This window comes from Neptuniibacter sp. QD72_48 (assembly GCF_047778065.1).
Classification (GTDB): Bacteria; Pseudomonadota; Gammaproteobacteria; order Pseudomonadales; family Balneatricaceae; genus Neptuniibacter.
On sequence record NZ_CP180547.1, the window covers coordinates 741791 to 760577 of the forward strand.

Here is an 18787-nt window from a genome sequence, read left to right on the forward strand (position 1 = left end):
TTTATGAAAGGGCTTTTTTGTTTAAAGGTATCAAGTTTGATTAATGCCTTTTGTCTTAATTAGCATATTTGTAGGTGCGTCGTATGACTGACGAAAAGTTACATAAAGTATTGGCGCGCTCCGGAATAGGCTCACGTCGTGAGATGGAGCGTTGGATTAAAGAAGGTCGAGTATCAGTAAATGGCTCAATTGCTACCTTAGGAGATCGAATCTCTGAAGGTGATACGGCTGAAGTTGATGGCCAGCCCGTGCAGTTGATATTTGATAAACAGGCTGAGCGTAGAGTGCTTATTTATAATAAGCCAGTGGGTGAAATCTGTACGCGTCATGACCCAGAAGGTAGGCCTACAGTGTTTAGGCATTTGCCGCCTTTAAAAGAGGGGCGTTGGATTGCTATAGGTCGACTCGATATTAATACATCCGGTTTGTTGCTGTTCACTACTGATGGTGAGCTAGCAAATGCATTGATGCATCCGTCTGCTCAAATTGATCGTGAATATGCAGTTCGTGTCTTGGGTAACGTTGATGACGGCATTTTGTCCCGCCTAAAAGAAGGTGTTCTGTTAGAAGATGGCATGGCCCGTTTTACCGATGTTCAGTTCTTTGATGGTGAAGGTGCCAATAAGTGGTTCCACTGTGTAGTGATGGAAGGGCGTAATCGAGAGGTTCGTCGTTTGTGGGAATCGCAAGAGATTCAAGTTAACCGTCTAAAACGTGTTCGCTTTGGGCCTATTTTCTTGCCAAGTGATGTTAAGTCGGGCACATGGAAAGAGATGACCGGTAAAGAAGTTAATTCTCTGTCTAAAATGCTTGAGCTTAAGCCGAAGCGTGGCGCAAGAATGACGGCTGATGAAAAGCAGAAGTACGAGCGTCGTTACAAGAAGCAGAGGGCGCGTCGTCAAGAAGGTAGTTAGTTACTTCGTAAATTTTGACAATAAAAAAGCAGCTTAGAGCTGCTTTTTTTGTCTTTCATTTCTACTCAATCATTGAGCGTTTAGCGATTGACCGTTTACGTTAACGCTATCTTTACCCATTAGATACAGATAAACCGGCATAATGTCTTCTGGTGCAGTCACTGATTGCGGGTTCTCAGCTGGGTAAGCATCGGAGCGCATTTGTGTTCTAGTTGCACCTGGGTTGATGCAGTTAGCGCGAATATTGCAAATGCCGCTGGTCTCATCTGCTAGTGTCTGCATCAGGCCTTCAGTCGCAAATTTAGATGCAGCATAAGCACCCCAGTATGCTTTGCTTTGACGTCCTACGCTTGATGATGTGAAAACAACCGATGCATCATTTGACTGTTGTAAAAGTGGCATGAGGGTTTGGGTTAGCATGAATGGTGCATTTAAATTTACTTGCATCACTTGCTGCCAAATTACAGGATCGTAGCTTTCAATCGGTGTTCGCACGCCTAAGATGCTGGCATTGTGAAGAATGCCATCGATTCGGCCAAATTCTTGATCGAGTGTGTTGGTTAGCTCAATGTAATCATGTTCTTGTGCGCTTTCTAGATTGAGTGGAACAAGCGCGGGTTGTGGATAACCTGCGGCTTCAATCTCGTCATAAACGTTTTCAAGTTTTTCTAGTGTTCGGCCAAGAAGAATGACGGTTGCGCCGTGAGCGGCAAAGGTCATTGCAGCGGTACGGCCTATGCCTGAGCCAGCGCCAGTCACCAGAATAACTCTATCCTTTAATAAGTCTGCAGGGGCTTGGTATTCAAACATAGTGATCTGTTCCTAATCATTAACGTAAAGCGGTGTATAGAGATTGTAGCAGTGGCTTGAGCTCAGTTGCACTGGATATCTGGTGATCGGCTTGCCAATTTTTAGGGTCGTCGCCTTCATCGATGTAACCGTACTCGGCTGCGATGGTTAGCATACCGGCGCGATTGCCTGCTTCGATATCCCTAATATGATCGCCAATGTAGATGCTGCTTTCAGGGGAGCAATCGATCTCTTTGCAGGCTAAGAAAAGTGCTTCTGGGTTTGGTTTCTTCTCTTTAACGTGGTCTGGGCAAATGACGCTTTTTGCTGAATCGCTCAGTTGTAACCCTTGCATTACTGGTGTGGTGTAGAGCTCTGGTTTGTTGGTGACAACACCCCAAGGTATGTCGTGCTCTTCAAGCCAATTCAGAAATTCGGCCATACCAAAAAAGAGTTGGCTATCTACATCAAGATGTTCAAGATAAATGCTAAGCATTCGCTGGTGTAGTCGGTCAAAGTCGGCTTCACCTTCTTTTAGATTAAAAGCAGCCCCAACCATAGCTCTGGCCCCATGAGAGACGTAACCGCGAAGATATTCGTAGCTTATTTCATCACGACCTTCTTCTTTTAAAAGGGTGTTAACAACCCAGTGAAAGTCCGGTGCGGTGTCTATTAGCGTGCCATCTAAATCGAATAAAACTGAAGCTGGTTTATCGGACATGATTACTCTGGTTTAGTCGTAGCAATAATGTAATTCACATCGACATCTGATGGGTGAAGGCTGTATGTTTTCGTCAGTGGGTTATAAGTCATACCGCACATGTCGATATTCTTTAGGCCGCTTTGACGGATCCAGTTGCCAAGTTCAGAAGGGCGAATAAACTTTTTGAAATCATGAGTGCCTTCAGGAACTAGTTTCAGTACTTTCTCAGCGCCAAGGATCGCGAAAAGGTAGCTCTTTGGATTGCGATTGAGTGTCGAGAAAAAGACCTTGCCGCCCGGTTTGCAAAGTTTGGCACAGGCTTGAACGATTGAAGATGGATCGGGAACATGTTCCAGCATCTCCATGCAGGTAACAACATCAAAGGATTCAGGTTGCTCGGCTGCTAGCTCTTCAACGGGGATCTGTTTGTAGCTGACATTAACGCCACTTTCTAGACCGTGTAGTTTTGCAACTTTTAGAGGAGCAGCGCCCATATCAATGCCTGTTACGGTTGCACCGCGTTGAGCCATGGATTCGGACAAAATTCCGCCACCACAGCCAACGTCTAATACTTTCTTTTCGGCCAGATGCGCAATGCGATCTATATAACCAACGCGTAACGGGTTGATGTCGTGGAGTGGTTTGAATTCGCTGTTTTTATCCCACCATTTGCTGGCAAGTTCTTCAAACTTTGCGATTTCTGCTGGATCAACGTTTGCTTGAGTGCTGTTTTCTGGCTGAGTCATGATGTTTTAGCTTTAAAGTATTTGTTGGCATTCTACCATTGCTAAGGCATTGAAAAACAGTTGATCGCGCATCTCCAACTTTAATTGTATAACCTCTTATTTTTTCAGGATTCCCTTGTAGGAAATGTGATATACTCCCGCGGTTAAAAATATCCGCGGAAACCTTCCGTTGTGAGAGTGATTCAAGGATAGGGAATGGGTGATTTAGCCAGAGAAATCCTGCCAGTTAACATCGAAGATGAACTGAAGCAGTCTTACCTTGATTACGCAATGAGCGTAATCGTCGGCCGTGCGTTGCCAGATGCGCGCGATGGCCTTAAACCAGTTCACCGTCGCGTGTTGTTTGCGATGAATGAATTGGGCAATGACTGGAACAAAGCATATAAAAAATCTGCCCGTGTGGTAGGTGACGTAATCGGTAAATACCACCCGCATGGTGATAGTGCGGTATACGACACGATTGTTCGAATGGCTCAGGATTTCTCCATGCGTTATACGCTGGTAGATGGCCAGGGTAACTTTGGTTCGATCGACGGTGACTCCGCCGCTGCGATGCGTTATACCGAAATCCGCATGGATAAGATCGCCCATGAGCTGTTGGCAGATCTTGAGAAAGAGACCGTCGATTTTGTTGATAACTATGACGGTACAGAAAAAATTCCAGCGGTTTTACCTAACCGTGTGCCAAACCTATTGGTAAATGGCTCTTCTGGTATTGCGGTTGGTATGGCGACGAATATTCCACCGCATAACCTGTCTGAGGTGGTTCGTGGTTGTATTGCGCTGATTGAAAATTCAGACCTGTCTGTTGATGACCTTATGGAGTTTATTCCAGGTCCTGATTTCCCAACAGGCGGTATTATTAACGGCCGTGCAGGAATCCTTCAGGCATACCGTACTGGTCGTGGTCGTATCTATGTGCGTGCTAAGCACCATGTAGAAGAAGATGCAAAGAGCGGCAAGCCTTCACTTATCATCACTGAGATCCCTTATCAGCTTAACAAAGCGCGCTTAATCGAAAAGATTGCTGAGCTTGTTAAAGATAAGAAGATTGAAGGCATTACCGAACTTCGTGATGAGTCTGACAAAGACGGCATGCGTATTGTTATTGAACTACGTCGTGGTGAAATGCCAGATGTGGTTATCAACAACCTGTTTGCTCAGACGCAGATGGAGTCAGTTTTTGGTATCAATATGGTCGCTTTGGTTGATGGTCAGCCAAAGATCCTTGATCTGAAAACAGCGCTTGAATGCTTTATACGTCATCGTCGCGAAGTCGTTACTCGTCGTACTGTTTATTTGCTTCGTAAGGCGCGTGAACGTGGTCATATTCTTGAAGGTCTAGCGATTGCTCTTGCAAACATAGATCCTGTTATTGAAATGATTAAAACTTCGCCAACCCCAGCTGAAGCGAAAGAACGTTTGATCGCAGAAGCGTGGGCGCCGGGTGATGTAATTCAGATGCTGGAGCGTGCTGGTGAAGATGCATGTCGCCCTGAAGATCTGGAAGAACAGTATGGCTTACGCGATGGTAAGTACAATCTTTCTCCAGTTCAGGCTCAAGCAATTCTAGAGTTACGTTTGCACCGTCTAACAGGTCTTGAGCATGAAAAACTGATTGCTGAATATAAAGAGCTGTTAGAACGTATTGCTGAACTTCTGAAAATTCTAGGTTCACACGAACGCTTAATGGAAGTGATTCGTGAAGAGCTTGAAGCGATTTTGGAAGAATATGGTGATGAGCGCCGTACTGAAATTACTGCTTCTCGTAAAGATCTGACAGTTGCAGATCTGATCACTGAAGAAGATATGGTGGTAACTATATCTCACGGTGGCTACGCGAAAACTCAGCCGTTGACCGATTACCAATCTCAGCGTCGAGGTGGTAAAGGTAAGTCAGCAGCAGCGATTAAAGATGAAGATTTCATCGAGCATCTACTGATTGCGAATACCCACGATACGATTCTATGCTTCACGGACCGCGGTAAAGTTTACTGGTTACGCGTATTTGAAATTCCAGTGGCGAGTCGCACAGCACGTGGTCGTCCGATTGTTAATATCTTGCCTTTGGATGAAGGCGAGCGCATCAGCACGATCTTGCCTGTAGGTAGCTACGAAGAAGATAAGTTTATCTTCATGGCGACAGCTTCCGGTACGGTTAAGAAGACCGCACTGACTAACTTCTCCCGTCCGCGTACTAGCGGTCTGATTGCTCTTGATTTGTTAGATGATGACCATCTAATCGGTGCTGCAATCACTAATGGTGAAGACGATGTCATGTTGATGACAAGTGCTGGTAAATCTATGCGCTTCCGTGAGGAAGATGTACGCCCAATGGGTCGTACAGCACGTGGTGTACGTGGCGTTAAGATGGATGACGGCGTTAAGGTTATCTCGTTAATCATTCCTCAAGAGGGCGGTAAGATTTTGACCGCTTCTGAAAATGGTTATGGTAAGAAAACCGCTGTTGATGATTTCCCTGTGAAAGGTCGTGGTGGTCAGGGTGTTATTGCTCAGCAATGCTCTGATCGAAATGGTGCCCTAGCGGGTGCTGTTCAAGTCTTCGATGGTGATGATGTCATGCTGATCAGTGATCAGGGTACCTTGGTGCGTACGCGCGGGGATGAGATCTCAGAACTTGGACGAAATACGCAAGGTGTAACTCTGATTCGCGTTAGCGATGAAGAACGCTTAGTCAGCGTTGCTCGTATCGAAGAACCAGACGAAGAAGAGCAGGTGGAGACTGATGCAGAGGCGGAAACCCCGACCACTGCAGAGGAATAATTTCTACCTCAAGTGCGGCGCGAATGTGCCGCATTTTTTATATATGACTTTAAGTAGAGTGAAGATAAGTCTATGACACGTAAGTACAATTTCAGTGCAGGCCCTGCTGGTTTACCTAGTGAAGTATTGCTGCAGGCTCAAGAGGAACTTCTAGACTGGCACGGTAAAGGCCTTTCCATTATGGAAATGAGTCACCGCAGTAAAGAGTTTGTCTCGGTTGCTGAAGCAGCAGAGCAGGATTTACGTGACCTGATGGGAATTGGTAGTGACTACAAGGTTCTATTCCTTCAAGGTGGGGCTACCTCGCAGTTTTCTATGATTCCAATGAACTTGCTGCGCGGTAAAACTACGGCTGACTATATTAATACCGGTATCTGGTCGAAAAAAGCGATCCAAGAAGCGTCTCGTTATTGTGATGTACGTATTGCTGCATCTAGCGAAGGTAACGGTTTTACTGCTGTTCCAAGCCAAAGCGAGTTGGAGCTAAATGCAGAGGCGGCTTATCTGCATTACACGCCAAATGAAACGATTGGTGGCTTGGAGTTTGATTATGTACCTCAGTCTGGAGATGTTCCTCTAGTTGCTGATCTATCCTCTACAATCCTGTCTCGCGAGATTGATGTAAACCAGTTTGGTTTGATCTATGCGGGCGCGCAAAAGAATATTGGCCCAGCAGGTTTGACGGTTGTGATTGTAAGAGAAGATTTGTTAGGTGATGTTGTTGCCGGCACACCAACAATGTTTGATTACAAAGTACATGCTGATGCTGAATCTATGTGTAATACACCGCCAACCTATGGTTGGTATCTAGCTGGTTTAGTCTTTAAATGGCTAAAAGCCCAAGGTGGTGTAGCTGCGATACAAGCGGCTAATCAGCGTAAACAAGAAAAACTGTATGCAGCGATTGATGCCAGTGACTTCTATGCTAACCCAATGGCGTCAGCTAACCGTTCTTGGATGAACGTGCCATTTACTTTGGCTGATGATGCTTTGGATAAACTGTTCTTAGAACAAGCAGAAGAAGCGGGTTTATTGAACCTTAAAGGTCATCGCTCTGTAGGTGGTATGCGTGCGAGCATCTACAATGCTGTCCCAGAGGAAGCAGTGGATGCGTTGATCGCGTTTATGCAACAGTTTGAAAAGCAACACGCTTAAAATCATTTGCGGAAAATGAGAAGAGTATGAGTGAACAAGAAAAAGAGTTACGTGTTTTACGTGACCAGATCGATTCTATAGATGGTCAGCTTCATGAGCTTCTGAATCAGCGTGCTAAATGTGCTCAACGTGTAGCTGACGTTAAGCAGAAACATCAAGGTGAAGCGGCGGCTGTATTTTATCGCCCTGAGCGTGAAGCTCAGGTATTGCGCGCTGTGATGGAGCGTAACGAAGGTCCATTGCCTGATAAAGAAGTTGCACGTCTTTTCCGTGAAGTAATGTCTGTATGCTTGGCGTTAGAAGAGCCAATGCGAGTAGCTTTCCTTGGCCCTGAAGGTACGTTTACCCAACAGGCTTCAATGAAGCATTTTGGTCACTCTGCCCACAATCTTCCGATGCAATCGTCGAAAGATGTCTTCCGCGAAGTGCAGTCTGGTGGTGCTCATTACGGTGTTGTCCCAATCGAGAACTCTTCGGAAGGTGTTGTTAGTAGCACGCTTGATCTATTTAAACAGTTTGATCTTAAAATTTGTGGAGAAGTGGAAGTTCCAGTTCACCTTCATTTATTGGTCAACAAAGGTGATAGCTTGGATGAGATCTTCAAGATCTATTCCCATGAGCAGTCCCTAGCGCAAAGCCGTAGTTGGTTAGATGCGCGTTATCCACATATTGAGAAGGTTGCAGTCAGTTCTAACGCAGAAGCTGCTCGTTTAGCTAAGCAAGAAGGTCAAGGTTATGCCGCTATTGCAGGTGACATGGCTGCAGAACTTTATGAGCTTGAAGCTGCTGTTAGCAATATCGAAGATCAGGCGGATAACTCAACGCGTTTCTTGATCATCGGTGATCAAGATGTTGGTCCTAGCGGCGATGATAAAACATCTATTTTGGTCTCTGTACCAAATGCACCAGGTGCCTTGTATCAGTTGTTAGAACCTTTCCATCGTTCACAAATTAGTCTGACACGAGTAGAAACCAGATCTTCTGCAAAACAGTCTATGTTCTATATTGATTTCGAAGGGCATAGCGAAGATCAGCTCGTTGCTAAGGCGCTGGCTGAGTTAGCCAAAGAAAGTGTTGAGCTGAAAATCTTAGGCTCATACCCACGCGCGGTGCTTTAAGAGGCATATCGATGAGTTGTGATTTCTTTTCACTGGCTTCACCAGGGGTGCAAAATCTGCACCCCTATTTGCCAGGCAAACCACCAGAAGAGTTAGAGCGAGAGCTTGGCTTAACTGATGTGGTGAAGCTGGCAAGTAATGAGAGCCCAATAGGGGCCTCACCAAAAGTCGTCACAGCTCTCCAAGATAAACTGTCAGGTATCAATCTTTATCCTGATAGTGGTGGTTACCGATTGAAGTTGGCTTTGGCTGACTATTTAAACTGCCAGTCGGAGCAGATTACTTTAGGTAATGGCTCTAATGACGTGTTGGAACTTATCGCTCGTGCTTTTCTAACCTCAGATGATGAAGTTATCTATTCTGAATATGCTTTTGTCGTTTATTCGTTGGTGACTCAAGCAATTGGTGCTAAAGCTGTTGTGGCTCCAGCCAAAGATTGGGGGCATGATCTGGATGCGATGTTGGAGCGATTAACTCCAAATACTCGTATGATCTTTATCGCTAATCCTAACAATCCGACGGGTACATATTTAACCCAAGGACAGTTAGAAACGTTTTTAACTAAAGTGCCAGAAAATGTCTTAGTAGTTTTGGATGAAGCTTACACGGAGTATGTGGAAGCTGAAGACTTTCCGGATAGTTTGAGTTTGCAGAAGCAGTATACGAATCTAATCGTTACGCGAACCTTTTCTAAAGCTTATGGTTTGGCTGGCTTACGTGTCGGTTACTCGGTTTCAAACAATGATATAGCAAATCTGTTAAGCCGAGTAAGGCAGCCATTTAATGTGAATAATCTGGCGCTTGCCGCTGCAGAAATAGCTATATCTGATCAAGAGCATCTAGATAAAGCTGTACAAGTTAATACTGTAGGCATGGCTTTTTATCAGTCAGGTTTGGCCAAGTTGGGATTGGAATTTATCCCATCGGTAGGAAATTTTATTACAGTAGATCTGGCTAAGGATGCCTCGCCTATCTACCAATCAATGCTAGAGCAGGGTGTTATTGTGAGGCCTGTGGCGAATTATGGAATGCCAAATCACTTGCGCATCAGCATTGGTTTACAAAATGAAAATGAACGTTGCCTAAAAGCATTACAACAAGTGGTAGAGAAACGTTGAGTCAAGGTATCAAAAATACACTTATTATCGGGTTAGGTTTAATCGGCGGCTCTTTAGCAAAAGTGCTTCGTCAGAACCGTTGCTGCGGACAAATTATTGGTTTTGATCGTGACCCAGAAGAGACAAAGTTAGGTTTAAGTAGCGGAGTAATCGATGTAGCTGCCGATAGTCTAGCGGATGCTGTAAGTCAGGCGGATATTATTGTTTTAGCAGTGCCTGTAAAAGCGATGGAAAAGGTGCTGGTGGATATTGCGCCATTTATCGCTGAAGAAACATTGATTACAGATGTAGGTAGTACCAAGGCTAATGTGGTCGAAGCGGCTAAGCGTGTCTTTGAACAAGTGCCTTCTGGTTTTGTACCAGGTCACCCAATTGCTGGCTCTGAGAAAAGCGGTGTAGCAGCAGCGGATGAACATCTATTTGAACAGCACAAAATTATTCTAACGCCTTTAGCAGAATCTTCATCTTACGCTGTTAAAGTGTTTACTGAAATGTGGGCGTCCACTGGTGCAGAAGTGCTAATTATGGACGTAGAAAAGCATGATGAAGTGTTGGCGGCAACCAGTCATCTCCCACACATGCTGGCGTTTTCCTTAGTGGATACTCTGGCTCAGGAACAAGGCAATAATACTGATATTTTCCGCTATGCAGCTGGAGGCTTCCGTGATTTTACTCGGATAGCCGGAAGTGACCCGACAATGTGGCACGACATCTGTTTAGCAAATAGAGACGCTTTGCTAGCGCAGTTAGATCGATATACATCGGGATTAGCAAAGCTAAGAGCGGCGATTGAATGCGGTGATAGTGAGACGATGTTAGGCACTTTTACACGCGCACGAGCTGCACGAGAACATTTTTCAAGAATCCTTTCTGGTACGGCATATTCACAAGATATGAGTAATCAATTAGTAACCTTTCGTGCCCAGCCTGGCGGCAGCGTAAGTGGTAAAATTCGAGTTCCAGGTGATAAATCTATTTCACATCGCTCCATTATGCTGGGTTCCCTAGCTGATGGAGTTACGGAAGTTACAGGCTTCCTTGAAGGTGAAGATAGCTTAGCGACCTTACAAGCATTCCGTGATATGGGTGTGGTTATTGAAGGTCCTGATGATGGCAATGTAACTATCTACGGTGTAGGTGTTAATGGCTTAAGTGCACCTCCTGGGCCTTTATATGTAGGTAACTCCGGTACATCAATGCGTTTGCTATCTGGTTTATTGGCAGCACAGCAATTTGATTCTGAGCTTACTGGTGATGCTTCTCTGACTAAACGTCCAATGGGTCGTGTCGCTGATCCGCTTCGCTTGATGGGAGCGGAGATCGAAACCGCTGAAAATGGTCGCCCACCGATGAAGATTAAAGGCGGTCAGGCGCTAAAAGGCATTCATTATGATATGCCTATGGCGAGTGCTCAGGTTAAGTCTTGTTTGCTATTGGCTGGTCTTTACGCTGAAGGTGAAACCTCTGTAACAGAGCCTGCACCGACACGCGATCATACCGAACGTATGCTTACGGGCTTTGGTTATCCTGTAGAGCAAAATGGCTCTAAAGCAGCGGTTAAATCGGGTGGGCAGTTGCATGCAACTCGCATCGATGTACCTGCTGATATCTCTTCCGCGACATTCTTTTTGGTAGCAGCGGCTATCGCTCCAGGTTCTGATTTGACCCTAGAGCACGTTGGTATCAACCCAACCCGTGTTGGCATTATCAACATCCTGCGTTTAATGGGTGCGAACCTTGAATTGCTAAATGAGCGCGAAGTCGGTGGCGAACCTGTTGCTGATATCCGTATTCGTTATGCGCCGCTTAAAGGTATTCATATTCCTGAAGACCAAGTTCCTCTGGCAATTGATGAGTTCCCTGCGCTATTTATTGCAGCCGCTTGTGCTGAAGGTACAACAATCGTATCTGGTGCTGAAGAGCTTCGCGTTAAAGAGAGTGATCGAATTCAATCCATGGTTGATGGTCTTAAAGCACTTGGTGTGGATATCGAAGGTACGCCAGATGGTGCGATCATCCAAGGCGGTGAGATTGGTGGCGGTGTTGTAGAGAGCCATGATGATCACCGTATTGCCATGTCTTTCTGTGTGGCTGCTTTGCGTGCTACTGGTGAGATCACAATTAATGACTGTGCAAACGTAGCTACGTCTTTCCCTGGCTTTGTTGAGCTGGCGCAGACTGCAGGAATAAAGGTAGAGAAGGAGGAGGGATGATGTCTAACGGACAAATCCCCGTAATTACCGTTGATGGTCCCAGTGGATCGGGTAAAGGAACGATATGCCAGTTGTTGGCAAAAGAACTAGGTTGGGAGCTGTTAGATAGTGGGGCGTTATACCGCCTACTGGGTCTTGCAGCCAATCATCATGGTGTAAACCTTGATGACGAAGAAGCGCTGGTCGTTTTAGCTGCACACTTAAACGTGCAGTTTATTCCTCGTGATGATGATACTGTCCAGATTGTTCTGGAAGGTGAAGAGGTTACTGATGCTATTCGTACTGAAGCTGTTGGTAAGGATGCTTCGATCGTTGCGGCTATTCCGGCGGTTCGTGATGCTCTATTGGAGCGTCAGCGTGCATTTGCTGAAATGCCAGGGTTGATTGCAGATGGTCGTGATATGGGCACGGTTGTGTTTCCTGAAGCATCACTCAAAATCTATCTAGATGCCAGTGCTGAGGAGCGCGCTGTACGACGTTATAACCAGTTGATAAACAAGGGACTGGGTGCTAGTCTTCAAGCTATATTGGAGGATATTCAGGCACGAGACGACCGTGATATGAATCGTCCTGTTGCTCCTCTTAAGCCCGCGGCGGATGCAGTAATTCTTGATACGACTAAGATGTCAATCGAAGAGGTCCTAGCCGCTGTAATGGATGCAGCGAGGCATAAAGGGCTTCGCTGATAGTGTCATAACGACAAAGCGGGATACAGATATGAGCGAGAGCTTTGCTGAACTATTTGAAGAGAGCCTTCAAGAGTTGGAGATGGCGCCAGGCGCTATCGTAACGGGTACAGTAATTGCGATTGAGGATGACTTTGTCATCGTCAATGCAGGTCTCAAATCAGAAGGTGTTATCCCGCGGTCGCAGTTTATTGATGACTCTGGTGAGCTGACAATTGATGTTGGTTCTGAAGTCAGAGTCGCATTAGAAGCTGTCGAAGACGGCTTCGGTTCTACCCAGCTTTCTCGTGATAAAGCGAAACGAGCAGAAGCTTGGGCAGAGCTTGAGAAAGCTTACGAATCTGATGAAATTGTAACAGGGCACATCTCGGGTAAAGTCCGAGGTGGCCTAACGATTATGCTTGGAAATATCCAGGCATTCCTTCCGGGCTCTTTAGTCGATGTCCGTCCTCTTCGAGATACCAGCCACTTAGAAAACCAAGAACTCGAGTTTAAATTGGTTAAGCTCGATGCCAAGCGCAATAACATTGTTGTTTCACGTCGTGCTGTTCTTGAGGCGGCTTACAGTGTTGAGCGTGAAAAACTGCTTTCAGAACTGAAAGAAGGCCTTGTTGTTAAAGGCGTTGTAAAAAACATTACCGACTATGGCGCATTTATTGATCTTGGCGGTGTTGATGGCCTGCTACATATCACTGATATCGCTTGGAAACGTGTTAAGCATCCAAGTGAAGTATTAACGGTTGGTGAAAGCATAGATGTGCAGGTGCTGCGTTTTGATAAAGAACGCAACCGTGTTTCGCTCGGGGTTAAGCAGTTAACAGAAGATCCGTGGACACAGCTGATTGCTAATTACGACATCGGCACCAAAGCGAAAGCCAAAGTTACTAATCTTACTGATTACGGTTGTTTCGCAGAGATCGAAAAAGGTATTGAAGGTTTGATCCATGTTTCTGAAATGGATTGGACTAATAAAAATGTTCACCCATCTAAAGTTGTTCAGGTGGGAGACGAAGTCGATGTGATGTTATTAGACATCGATAAAGAGCGTCGTCGTATCTCTTTAGGTATGAAGCAATGCAAAGCTAACCCTTGGCAAGAATTTGCGACTAAATTCCAAAAAGGTGATCGCTTAAGTGGTAAAATCCGTTCAATAACCGATTTTGGTGTTTTCATTGGCCTAGAAGGTGGTATCGATGGCCTTGTGCATCTATCCGATTTGTCGTGGGATGACAACGGTGAGGATGTTGTTAAAACACTGAAAAAAGGCGATGACTTAGAAGCGGTGGTGCTTTCGGTTGATTCAGAACGAGAGAGAATCGCTTTGGGTGTTAAGCAACTAGATGAAGATCCATTTAGTAGTTTTACTGCGAGTCATGGCAAAGGAAAAGTTATAAAAGGTACAGTTTCTGACATTGCTGACAAGGCGGTAAGTGTAACCGTGGCAGAAGGTGTTGAAGCGGTACTAAGAATCTCCGATGTGTCTCGAGAGCGCATAGATAATCTAGCAGATCATTTTAGCGTTGGAGATGAAGTTGAGGCTATGATCAGCCAAATTGATCGTAGAAACAGAGTTATTTCGCTCTCCATCAAGCAGATGGAGGCAGAGCAAGAGAAACAAGCTCTGGATAAAATCAGTCAACAGTCTGAAACGACGCTATCAGGCCCAACGACTATCGGTGATTTAATTAAGGCTCAGATGAATAAAAGTGACTCTGAGTAACTAGGCAGAATGTACGGTCCACGAGCAAAGGAGTAGAGGTATGACGAAATCTGAACTGATTGAAGTACTAGTAGATCGACATGAGCAATTGTCGGTGAAGGATATCGAGCTGTCCGTGAAGACGATGCTAGATCACATGACAGAATCTTTGTCTCAAGGTGATCGTATAGAAATCAGAGGATTTGGTAGTTTTTCACTACATTATCGAGCGCCTAGAACAGGCCGTAACCCAAAAACGGGTGAGTCTGTAGCGCTTGATGCTAAATATGTTCCGCACTTCAAACCAGGTAAAGAGTTGCGTGAACAGGTAAATGATTCAATTCAAAATTAGGTAATTGAGGTTTAATCCGGTGCGTTTAGTTAAAAAATTGATCTTCGTTGTTTTAGCGTTTTTGGCACTATTTATTGGTTTAATGTTAGTGATTAACAACACAGATCAGGTTGCGATTAATCTTGTTTTTCTGCAGCTACCAGAATTTAGTTTAGGTACTTGGCTAGTAGCGACATTTGTTGCGGGTGCTCTTATCGGTGGAGCGCTAAGTACAATGATTATCGTGATGTTAAAAACTCGTTTGGGCTCTGCGCGTCGTAAAATTGCTAGTACACAAAAAGAGCTAGATCAGTTGCGAGTATCCAGCCTGAAAGATGCCGTTTAATCTCGACAACGCTTTTCTTTTAATCCCGTTTGTTCTGGCGATCGGCATTGGCTGGTTGCTAGGCAGGCGTGATAAGCAGTCAAAACCTACGCCTCCTCAAACGAATCTAAGTCACGAATACTTTACCGGTTTAGACTATCTTTTGAACGAGAAAATGGATGAGGCGATTGAAAGCTTTATCCGTGCCTTAGAGATCAATTCAGATACCATTCCAGCCCACCTGTCTTTAGCAAAGCTCTTTCGCCGTAAAGGTGATGTTGATCGAGCGATACAGATCCATCAGAATCTATTGGCGCGTCCCAATTTGAATCGGGATGACTTTATGCGGATTCAGATGGCGCTAGCGAATGACTATTATTCTGTGGGATTGTTGGACCGAGCTGAGAATCTGCTGCAGGAAATTATTAAGTCATCTCCACCTAAGCGTATTCATAGTAAAGCACTTAATCTGTTAATTAAGCTTTACGAGAAAGAAGGGGAGTGGGAAGAAGCTTTAGTCACTGCGGATAAACTTTCTGTTGATGAAAGGCGAGATTTAAATAATGAGCTTGCTCATTACTGTTGTGAACTGGCTGATATGGCATTACAGCAAAAGCTTATCAAAGCAGCCACTGAGTATCTCAAAGATGCCGAGCAATTCGATTCGGATAATGTTCGGGTAAGTTTTTTAAAAGCTCAAATTGCAATGAAATCTGAGCAGTGGAAGCAGGCTATAAAGCATCTTAAAAAAGTATCTAAGCAAGATCGCTTGTTTGTTTCAGAAACAATTCCCCTATTGAAAGATTGCTATGAAAGAACGGGGGATAGTAAGGGGCATTTAGAATATTTACGTAACTGTTTGGCGAATTCGCCTTCGACTACAGTGCTTATTGCTCTCGCTGAACATGTAAAGGAAGAGCGTGGCATATATGCAGCTGGAAGTTTTATTACTGAAGAGTTAAAACGCCGTCCTTCAGTAAAAGGGTTTAATAGTCTGATCGATCTTCATATAGAATATGGCTCAGATAGCGCAAGGGATAGCTTAAAGGTATTGCGTGGTCTGACTGGACAGTTAGAGCTCTCAAAGCCCGTATACCGATGTAATAGTTGTGGATTTTCAGGTAGAACGCTCTCCTGGCAGTGTCCGTCATGTAAAAGCTGGGGTACGACTAAACCTATTCAGGGTTTGGAAGGCGAATAAATTTTAGAGAACTTATATGTTATTGGATAAAAAAAGAGTCATTGTTGCATTAGATTACCCTGATCAAAATCAGGCTTTGGCAATGGCTAAGCAGTTGGACCCGACTCGATGCCGTGTAAAAGTTGGTAAAGAGTTATTCACACGTAGCGGTCCGGCTATCGTAGAAACACTTCAGACCCTAGGTTTTGATGTCTTTCTTGATCTGAAATTCCATGATATCCCAAATACTACGGCTAAAGCAGTTCGTGCAGCTGCAGAGCTAGGCGTGTGGATGGTCAATGTTCATGCTTCGGGTGGCCGCCGTATGATGGAAGCTGCTCGCAACGAGCTTGAGCAAGTTCATGGTTCTGAGACGTTGTTAATCGGTGTAACTGTACTAACGAGCATGGAGCGCAGTGACCTGCGCGATTTAGGGTTAGATATTGAGCCGTTAGAGCATGTGAAGCGTTTGGCTAAGTTAACTGAAGAAAGTGGTCTGCATGGTGTAGTTTGTTCTGCGCAGGAAGTAACGCCATTACGCCAAGTGATCGGCGAAGAATTCAAACTAGTAACACCGGGCATTCGACCTGCGGATGCGGATGTTGGCGATCAGAAGCGTATTATGACACCGTCTGATGCATTAAAAGCAGGCAGTGATTACCTAGTGATTGGTCGCCCAATTACTAAAGCAGATTCGCCTGTAGACGCACTAGCTAAAATCGATGCTGAATTAGCACCGTTGCTTTCGTAGCTTTAGCAAGTTATAAAGAAGGTCTGGCCTAAATGGATGAGGTCAGACCTAAAATAAAGTAAAAGGAATTTACTATGAAACTTTCTTCTTTAAGAGCGCTGATCATGGCGTTCGCTTGTGTATTCTCTTTGTCTGCTTTTGCAGCTCCTATCGATCTTAATACCGCTACAGCCGAACAGTTAGCACAAAACCTTAATGGTATTGGGGTAGCTAAGGCAGAAGCTATTGTTGAGTATCGTACTAACAATGGTCCTTTCACATCGGTAGATCAATTAACTGAAGTGAAAGGCATTGGTGCTGCCACAGTTGAGAAAAATCGCTCAAATATCTCTATTCAAGAGGTTGTGGATAAAAAGAAAGAAGTGGCGAGTAAGAAGTAGCGTTAAGCACTACTAGTAGGTTGTAAGGCTCAGAGCGATTTGGGTGTTACAACCAGGCGGCTCCACGGACTCCGCTGGAGTCGCCAAATTGCGCTTTCAAAATCGGCGTATTCATCGAATCAGAGAATACATATTGGGCTAACCTCTCTGGAAGTTTCTGATAGATATCGTTCTGGTTTGAAAGCCCGCCGCCTAACACAATAACGTCAGGATCCAATATGTTTATAACCGATGAGAGGGCTTTAGCCAGCTGCTCGATGTATAAGTTGCAATAATCTACTGCTGACTTGTCTCCAGCTTTAGCGAGTTCCCAGATTGATTCGGTATCTAAATGTGAAAAAGTCGAATCGTTATAGTGATTTGTGAACCCTGGGCCAGATAAGAACGTCTCTATACAGTCTTGTTTGCCGCAATAACAATCTCGCCCATTTCCATCGGACGCATCCAGTCTAGGTAGGGGGTTGTGTCCCCATTCCCCGCAAATAGAATTTGGACCGCTAAGCAGTTGCTTATTTATTGTAATGCCTCCGCCAACGCCGGTACCTAAGATTACTCCAAAGACAGAGTTGTAGTCTTTGCCGCTACCATCGATAGCTTCAGACAGTGTAAAACAATCAGCATCGTTGGCGATTTGAATAGGCTTTTGTAGTCGCTCGCTCAAGTCTTTATCTAATGGGTGGCCGATTAAGCAGGTAGAGTTAGCGTTTTTAATTAAACCTGTTTCTCGCGAAACGGCACCGGGAATTCCAATACCAATGGAGCGAGCTGGATGCTTTATGTTGCTTTCAGCTCTTTCTATAAGCGAGAAAATTGCATCTAGGGTAGCTTGGTAATTCCCTTGTGGCGTAGGAACGCGATATCTAAATAGAACATCTGAAGATGGAGTCAGCGCAATAATCTCGATCTTGGTGCCGCCAAGATCTATACCGATACAGTAGTCCATTTTTCTCTCATGCTATTTGAGAATATTTAAGTGATTTTATATAACAAAAGCGAGAGTGATTGGAATAAAAATGAGACTGCCCATATTGCCTAGCAAAACAATCGAAGCGACTTGATGTGGCTCTTGATTGTAACGTTCGGCAATCATGTAATTTAAAACGGCTGGTGGTAGCGCACCAAAGACAACTAAATAGGCAAACTGTGTCGCATCCAGTTGTAAGAACTGCTGGCAGATCAGAGCGATGATAATACCGCTGACAGGGCAGAGTACCGCGCTGAGGCTACCTATTCTCCAATTAGAAAAGTCTACGCTAGTCATTCTTACGCCCAGTGCAAAGAGCATTAATGGTATGGCTATCTGACCCAGCATGTCTATAAAGGTATGGACTGCTTTAGGGATCGGTAGATCGAAGCCGCTCCAGATAAGGCCTAAAATGGTTGCTAAAATCATCGGCATGCGAAGTAGATTAAGCAAACGAGTCTTATGATCCAGTATGTAGATACCGACTGTAAAGTGGAGCAAATTTTCCACTAGAAATAAGACTACAGCGGCTTGCAGCGCGTTTTCTCCAAACGCTAAGACAATCAGCGGTATACCCAAATTACCACTGTTGCTGAACATCATTGGAGGTAGGAACGTTTTAGGATGTACCTTTAACAGTTTACAGGCAGGGTAGAGCAGAATACCTGAGCCAATCACGATAATAGCGGCGCCAATGGCGAGAGATTGGTACTTAATTAGATCAAATGATTCAGCAGATAAAACAGCAAAGATCAGCGCAGGAACAAAAACATCAATATTGATCTGATTGGCTGCATTCATGTCCGGCTGGTAGCGGCGGGCATAAAAAAATCCCACTGTGACAATCGCCACAAGTGGGAACACGGTAAGGAATATCCGTTCAATCAGTAGACCTTGTACTTCCATCAATAACTACCTTATATGTCAGTTG

18 protein-coding genes are annotated in these 18787 nt (G+C 44.8%); 13 read left to right on the forward strand and 5 right to left on the reverse strand.

Translation table 11 applies throughout. The features are described 5' to 3' along the window. The first annotated feature begins 83 nt into the window (after positions 1 to 83). Positions 84 to 914 carry a 23S rRNA pseudouridine(2605) synthase RluB gene (gene rluB / locus ACMXYX_RS03190; protein WP_415897555.1) on the forward strand — a complete coding sequence of 277 codons (831 nt, stop codon included), beginning with the start codon at positions 84 to 86 and terminating at the stop codon, positions 912 to 914. A gap of 69 nt (positions 915 to 983) precedes the next feature. Here rluB and ACMXYX_RS03195 read toward each other — a convergent pair whose 3' ends face one another. From ACMXYX_RS03195 to ubiG, 3 genes are read right to left on the reverse strand one after another with little or no spacing between them, the layout of a single operon-like run. Then, positions 984 to 1724: a YciK family oxidoreductase gene (locus ACMXYX_RS03195; protein ID WP_415883563.1), complete on the reverse strand. Its 741-nt coding sequence runs from the start codon at positions 1722 to 1724 to the stop codon at positions 984 to 986. A gap of 19 nt (positions 1725 to 1743) precedes the next feature. Further along, positions 1744 to 2424 (reverse strand): HAD family hydrolase, encoded by a 681-nt coding sequence (locus ACMXYX_RS03200; RefSeq protein ID WP_415883564.1) that lies wholly within the window; start codon positions 2422 to 2424, stop codon positions 1744 to 1746. Positions 2425 to 2426: 2 nt separating this feature from the next. Continuing rightward, a complete protein-coding gene (ubiG, locus tag ACMXYX_RS03205; RefSeq protein ID WP_415883565.1) occupies positions 2427 to 3152 on the reverse strand; it encodes a bifunctional 2-polyprenyl-6-hydroxyphenol methylase/3-demethylubiquinol 3-O-methyltransferase UbiG in 726 nt (241 codons plus the stop codon). 195 nt (positions 3153 to 3347) lie between these two features. On the opposite strand from ubiG, the gene gyrA reads away from it, so the two are divergent. The 12 genes from gyrA (at position 3348) to ACMXYX_RS03265 (ending at position 16892) form a co-directional block, all read left to right on the forward strand. Continuing rightward, positions 3348 to 5936 carry a DNA gyrase subunit A gene (gene gyrA, locus ACMXYX_RS03210; RefSeq protein ID WP_415883566.1) on the forward strand — a complete coding sequence of 863 codons (2589 nt, stop codon included), beginning with the start codon at positions 3348 to 3350 and terminating at the stop codon, positions 5934 to 5936. Positions 5937 to 6008: 72 nt separating this feature from the next. Next, the gene (gene serC / locus ACMXYX_RS03215; protein WP_415883567.1) at positions 6009 to 7091 is read left to right on the forward strand and encodes a 3-phosphoserine/phosphohydroxythreonine transaminase; all 1083 of its coding nucleotides are present in this window, start codon (positions 6009 to 6011) and stop codon (positions 7089 to 7091) included. A gap of 26 nt (positions 7092 to 7117) precedes the next feature. Next, positions 7118 to 8209: a prephenate dehydratase gene (pheA, locus tag ACMXYX_RS03220; protein WP_415906467.1), complete on the forward strand. Its 1092-nt coding sequence runs from the start codon at positions 7118 to 7120 to the stop codon at positions 8207 to 8209. A gap of 11 nt (positions 8210 to 8220) precedes the next feature. After that, positions 8221 to 9327, forward strand: coding sequence for a histidinol-phosphate transaminase (hisC, locus tag ACMXYX_RS03225; RefSeq protein WP_415906468.1), 1107 nt, complete (start codon positions 8221 to 8223; stop codon positions 9325 to 9327). Continuing rightward, positions 9324 to 11540, forward strand: coding sequence for a bifunctional prephenate dehydrogenase/3-phosphoshikimate 1-carboxyvinyltransferase (locus ACMXYX_RS03230; protein WP_415906469.1), 2217 nt, complete (start codon positions 9324 to 9326; stop codon positions 11538 to 11540). The genes hisC and ACMXYX_RS03230 overlap by 4 nt, the downstream gene beginning before the upstream one ends. Next, entirely contained in the window at positions 11540 to 12226 is a 687-nt protein-coding gene (gene cmk, locus ACMXYX_RS03235; protein WP_415883571.1) for a (d)CMP kinase, read from the forward strand. The genes ACMXYX_RS03230 and cmk overlap by 1 nt, the downstream gene beginning before the upstream one ends. A 31-nt stretch (positions 12227 to 12257) precedes the next feature. Continuing rightward, on the forward strand, positions 12258 to 13946 hold the full coding sequence (gene rpsA / locus ACMXYX_RS03240) for a 30S ribosomal protein S1 (protein ID WP_415897560.1): 1689 nt from the start codon (positions 12258 to 12260) through the stop codon (positions 13944 to 13946). Positions 13947 to 13986: 40 nt separating this feature from the next. Next, positions 13987 to 14277, forward strand: coding sequence for an integration host factor subunit beta (gene ihfB, locus ACMXYX_RS03245; RefSeq protein WP_415883573.1), 291 nt, complete (start codon positions 13987 to 13989; stop codon positions 14275 to 14277). Positions 14278 to 14296: 19 nt separating this feature from the next. Next, a complete protein-coding gene (locus tag ACMXYX_RS03250) occupies positions 14297 to 14602 on the forward strand; it encodes a lipopolysaccharide assembly protein LapA domain-containing protein (protein ID WP_415883574.1) in 306 nt (101 codons plus the stop codon). Further along, positions 14592 to 15782 carry a lipopolysaccharide assembly protein LapB gene (gene lapB / locus ACMXYX_RS03255; RefSeq protein ID WP_415897561.1) on the forward strand — a complete coding sequence of 397 codons (1191 nt, stop codon included), beginning with the start codon at positions 14592 to 14594 and terminating at the stop codon, positions 15780 to 15782. Before ACMXYX_RS03250 ends, lapB begins: the two co-directional genes overlap by 11 nt. A 16-nt stretch (positions 15783 to 15798) precedes the next feature. Then, on the forward strand, positions 15799 to 16512 hold the full coding sequence (gene pyrF, locus ACMXYX_RS03260; RefSeq protein WP_415906470.1) for an orotidine-5'-phosphate decarboxylase: 714 nt from the start codon (positions 15799 to 15801) through the stop codon (positions 16510 to 16512). Between the two features lie 74 nt (positions 16513 to 16586). Continuing rightward, a complete protein-coding gene (locus ACMXYX_RS03265; protein ID WP_415883577.1) occupies positions 16587 to 16892 on the forward strand; it encodes a ComEA family DNA-binding protein in 306 nt (101 codons plus the stop codon). Between the two features lie 46 nt (positions 16893 to 16938). On the opposite strand, the gene ACMXYX_RS03270 is transcribed toward ACMXYX_RS03265, so the two are convergent. Continuing rightward, positions 16939 to 17835, reverse strand: a complete 897-nt coding sequence (locus ACMXYX_RS03270; RefSeq protein WP_415897563.1) for an ROK family protein — start codon at positions 17833 to 17835, stop codon at positions 16939 to 16941. A 36-nt stretch (positions 17836 to 17871) separates the two neighbouring features. Further along, a complete protein-coding gene (locus tag ACMXYX_RS03275; protein ID WP_415883579.1) occupies positions 17872 to 18762 on the reverse strand; it encodes an AEC family transporter in 891 nt (296 codons plus the stop codon). Between the last annotated feature and the right edge of the window lie 25 nt (positions 18763 to 18787).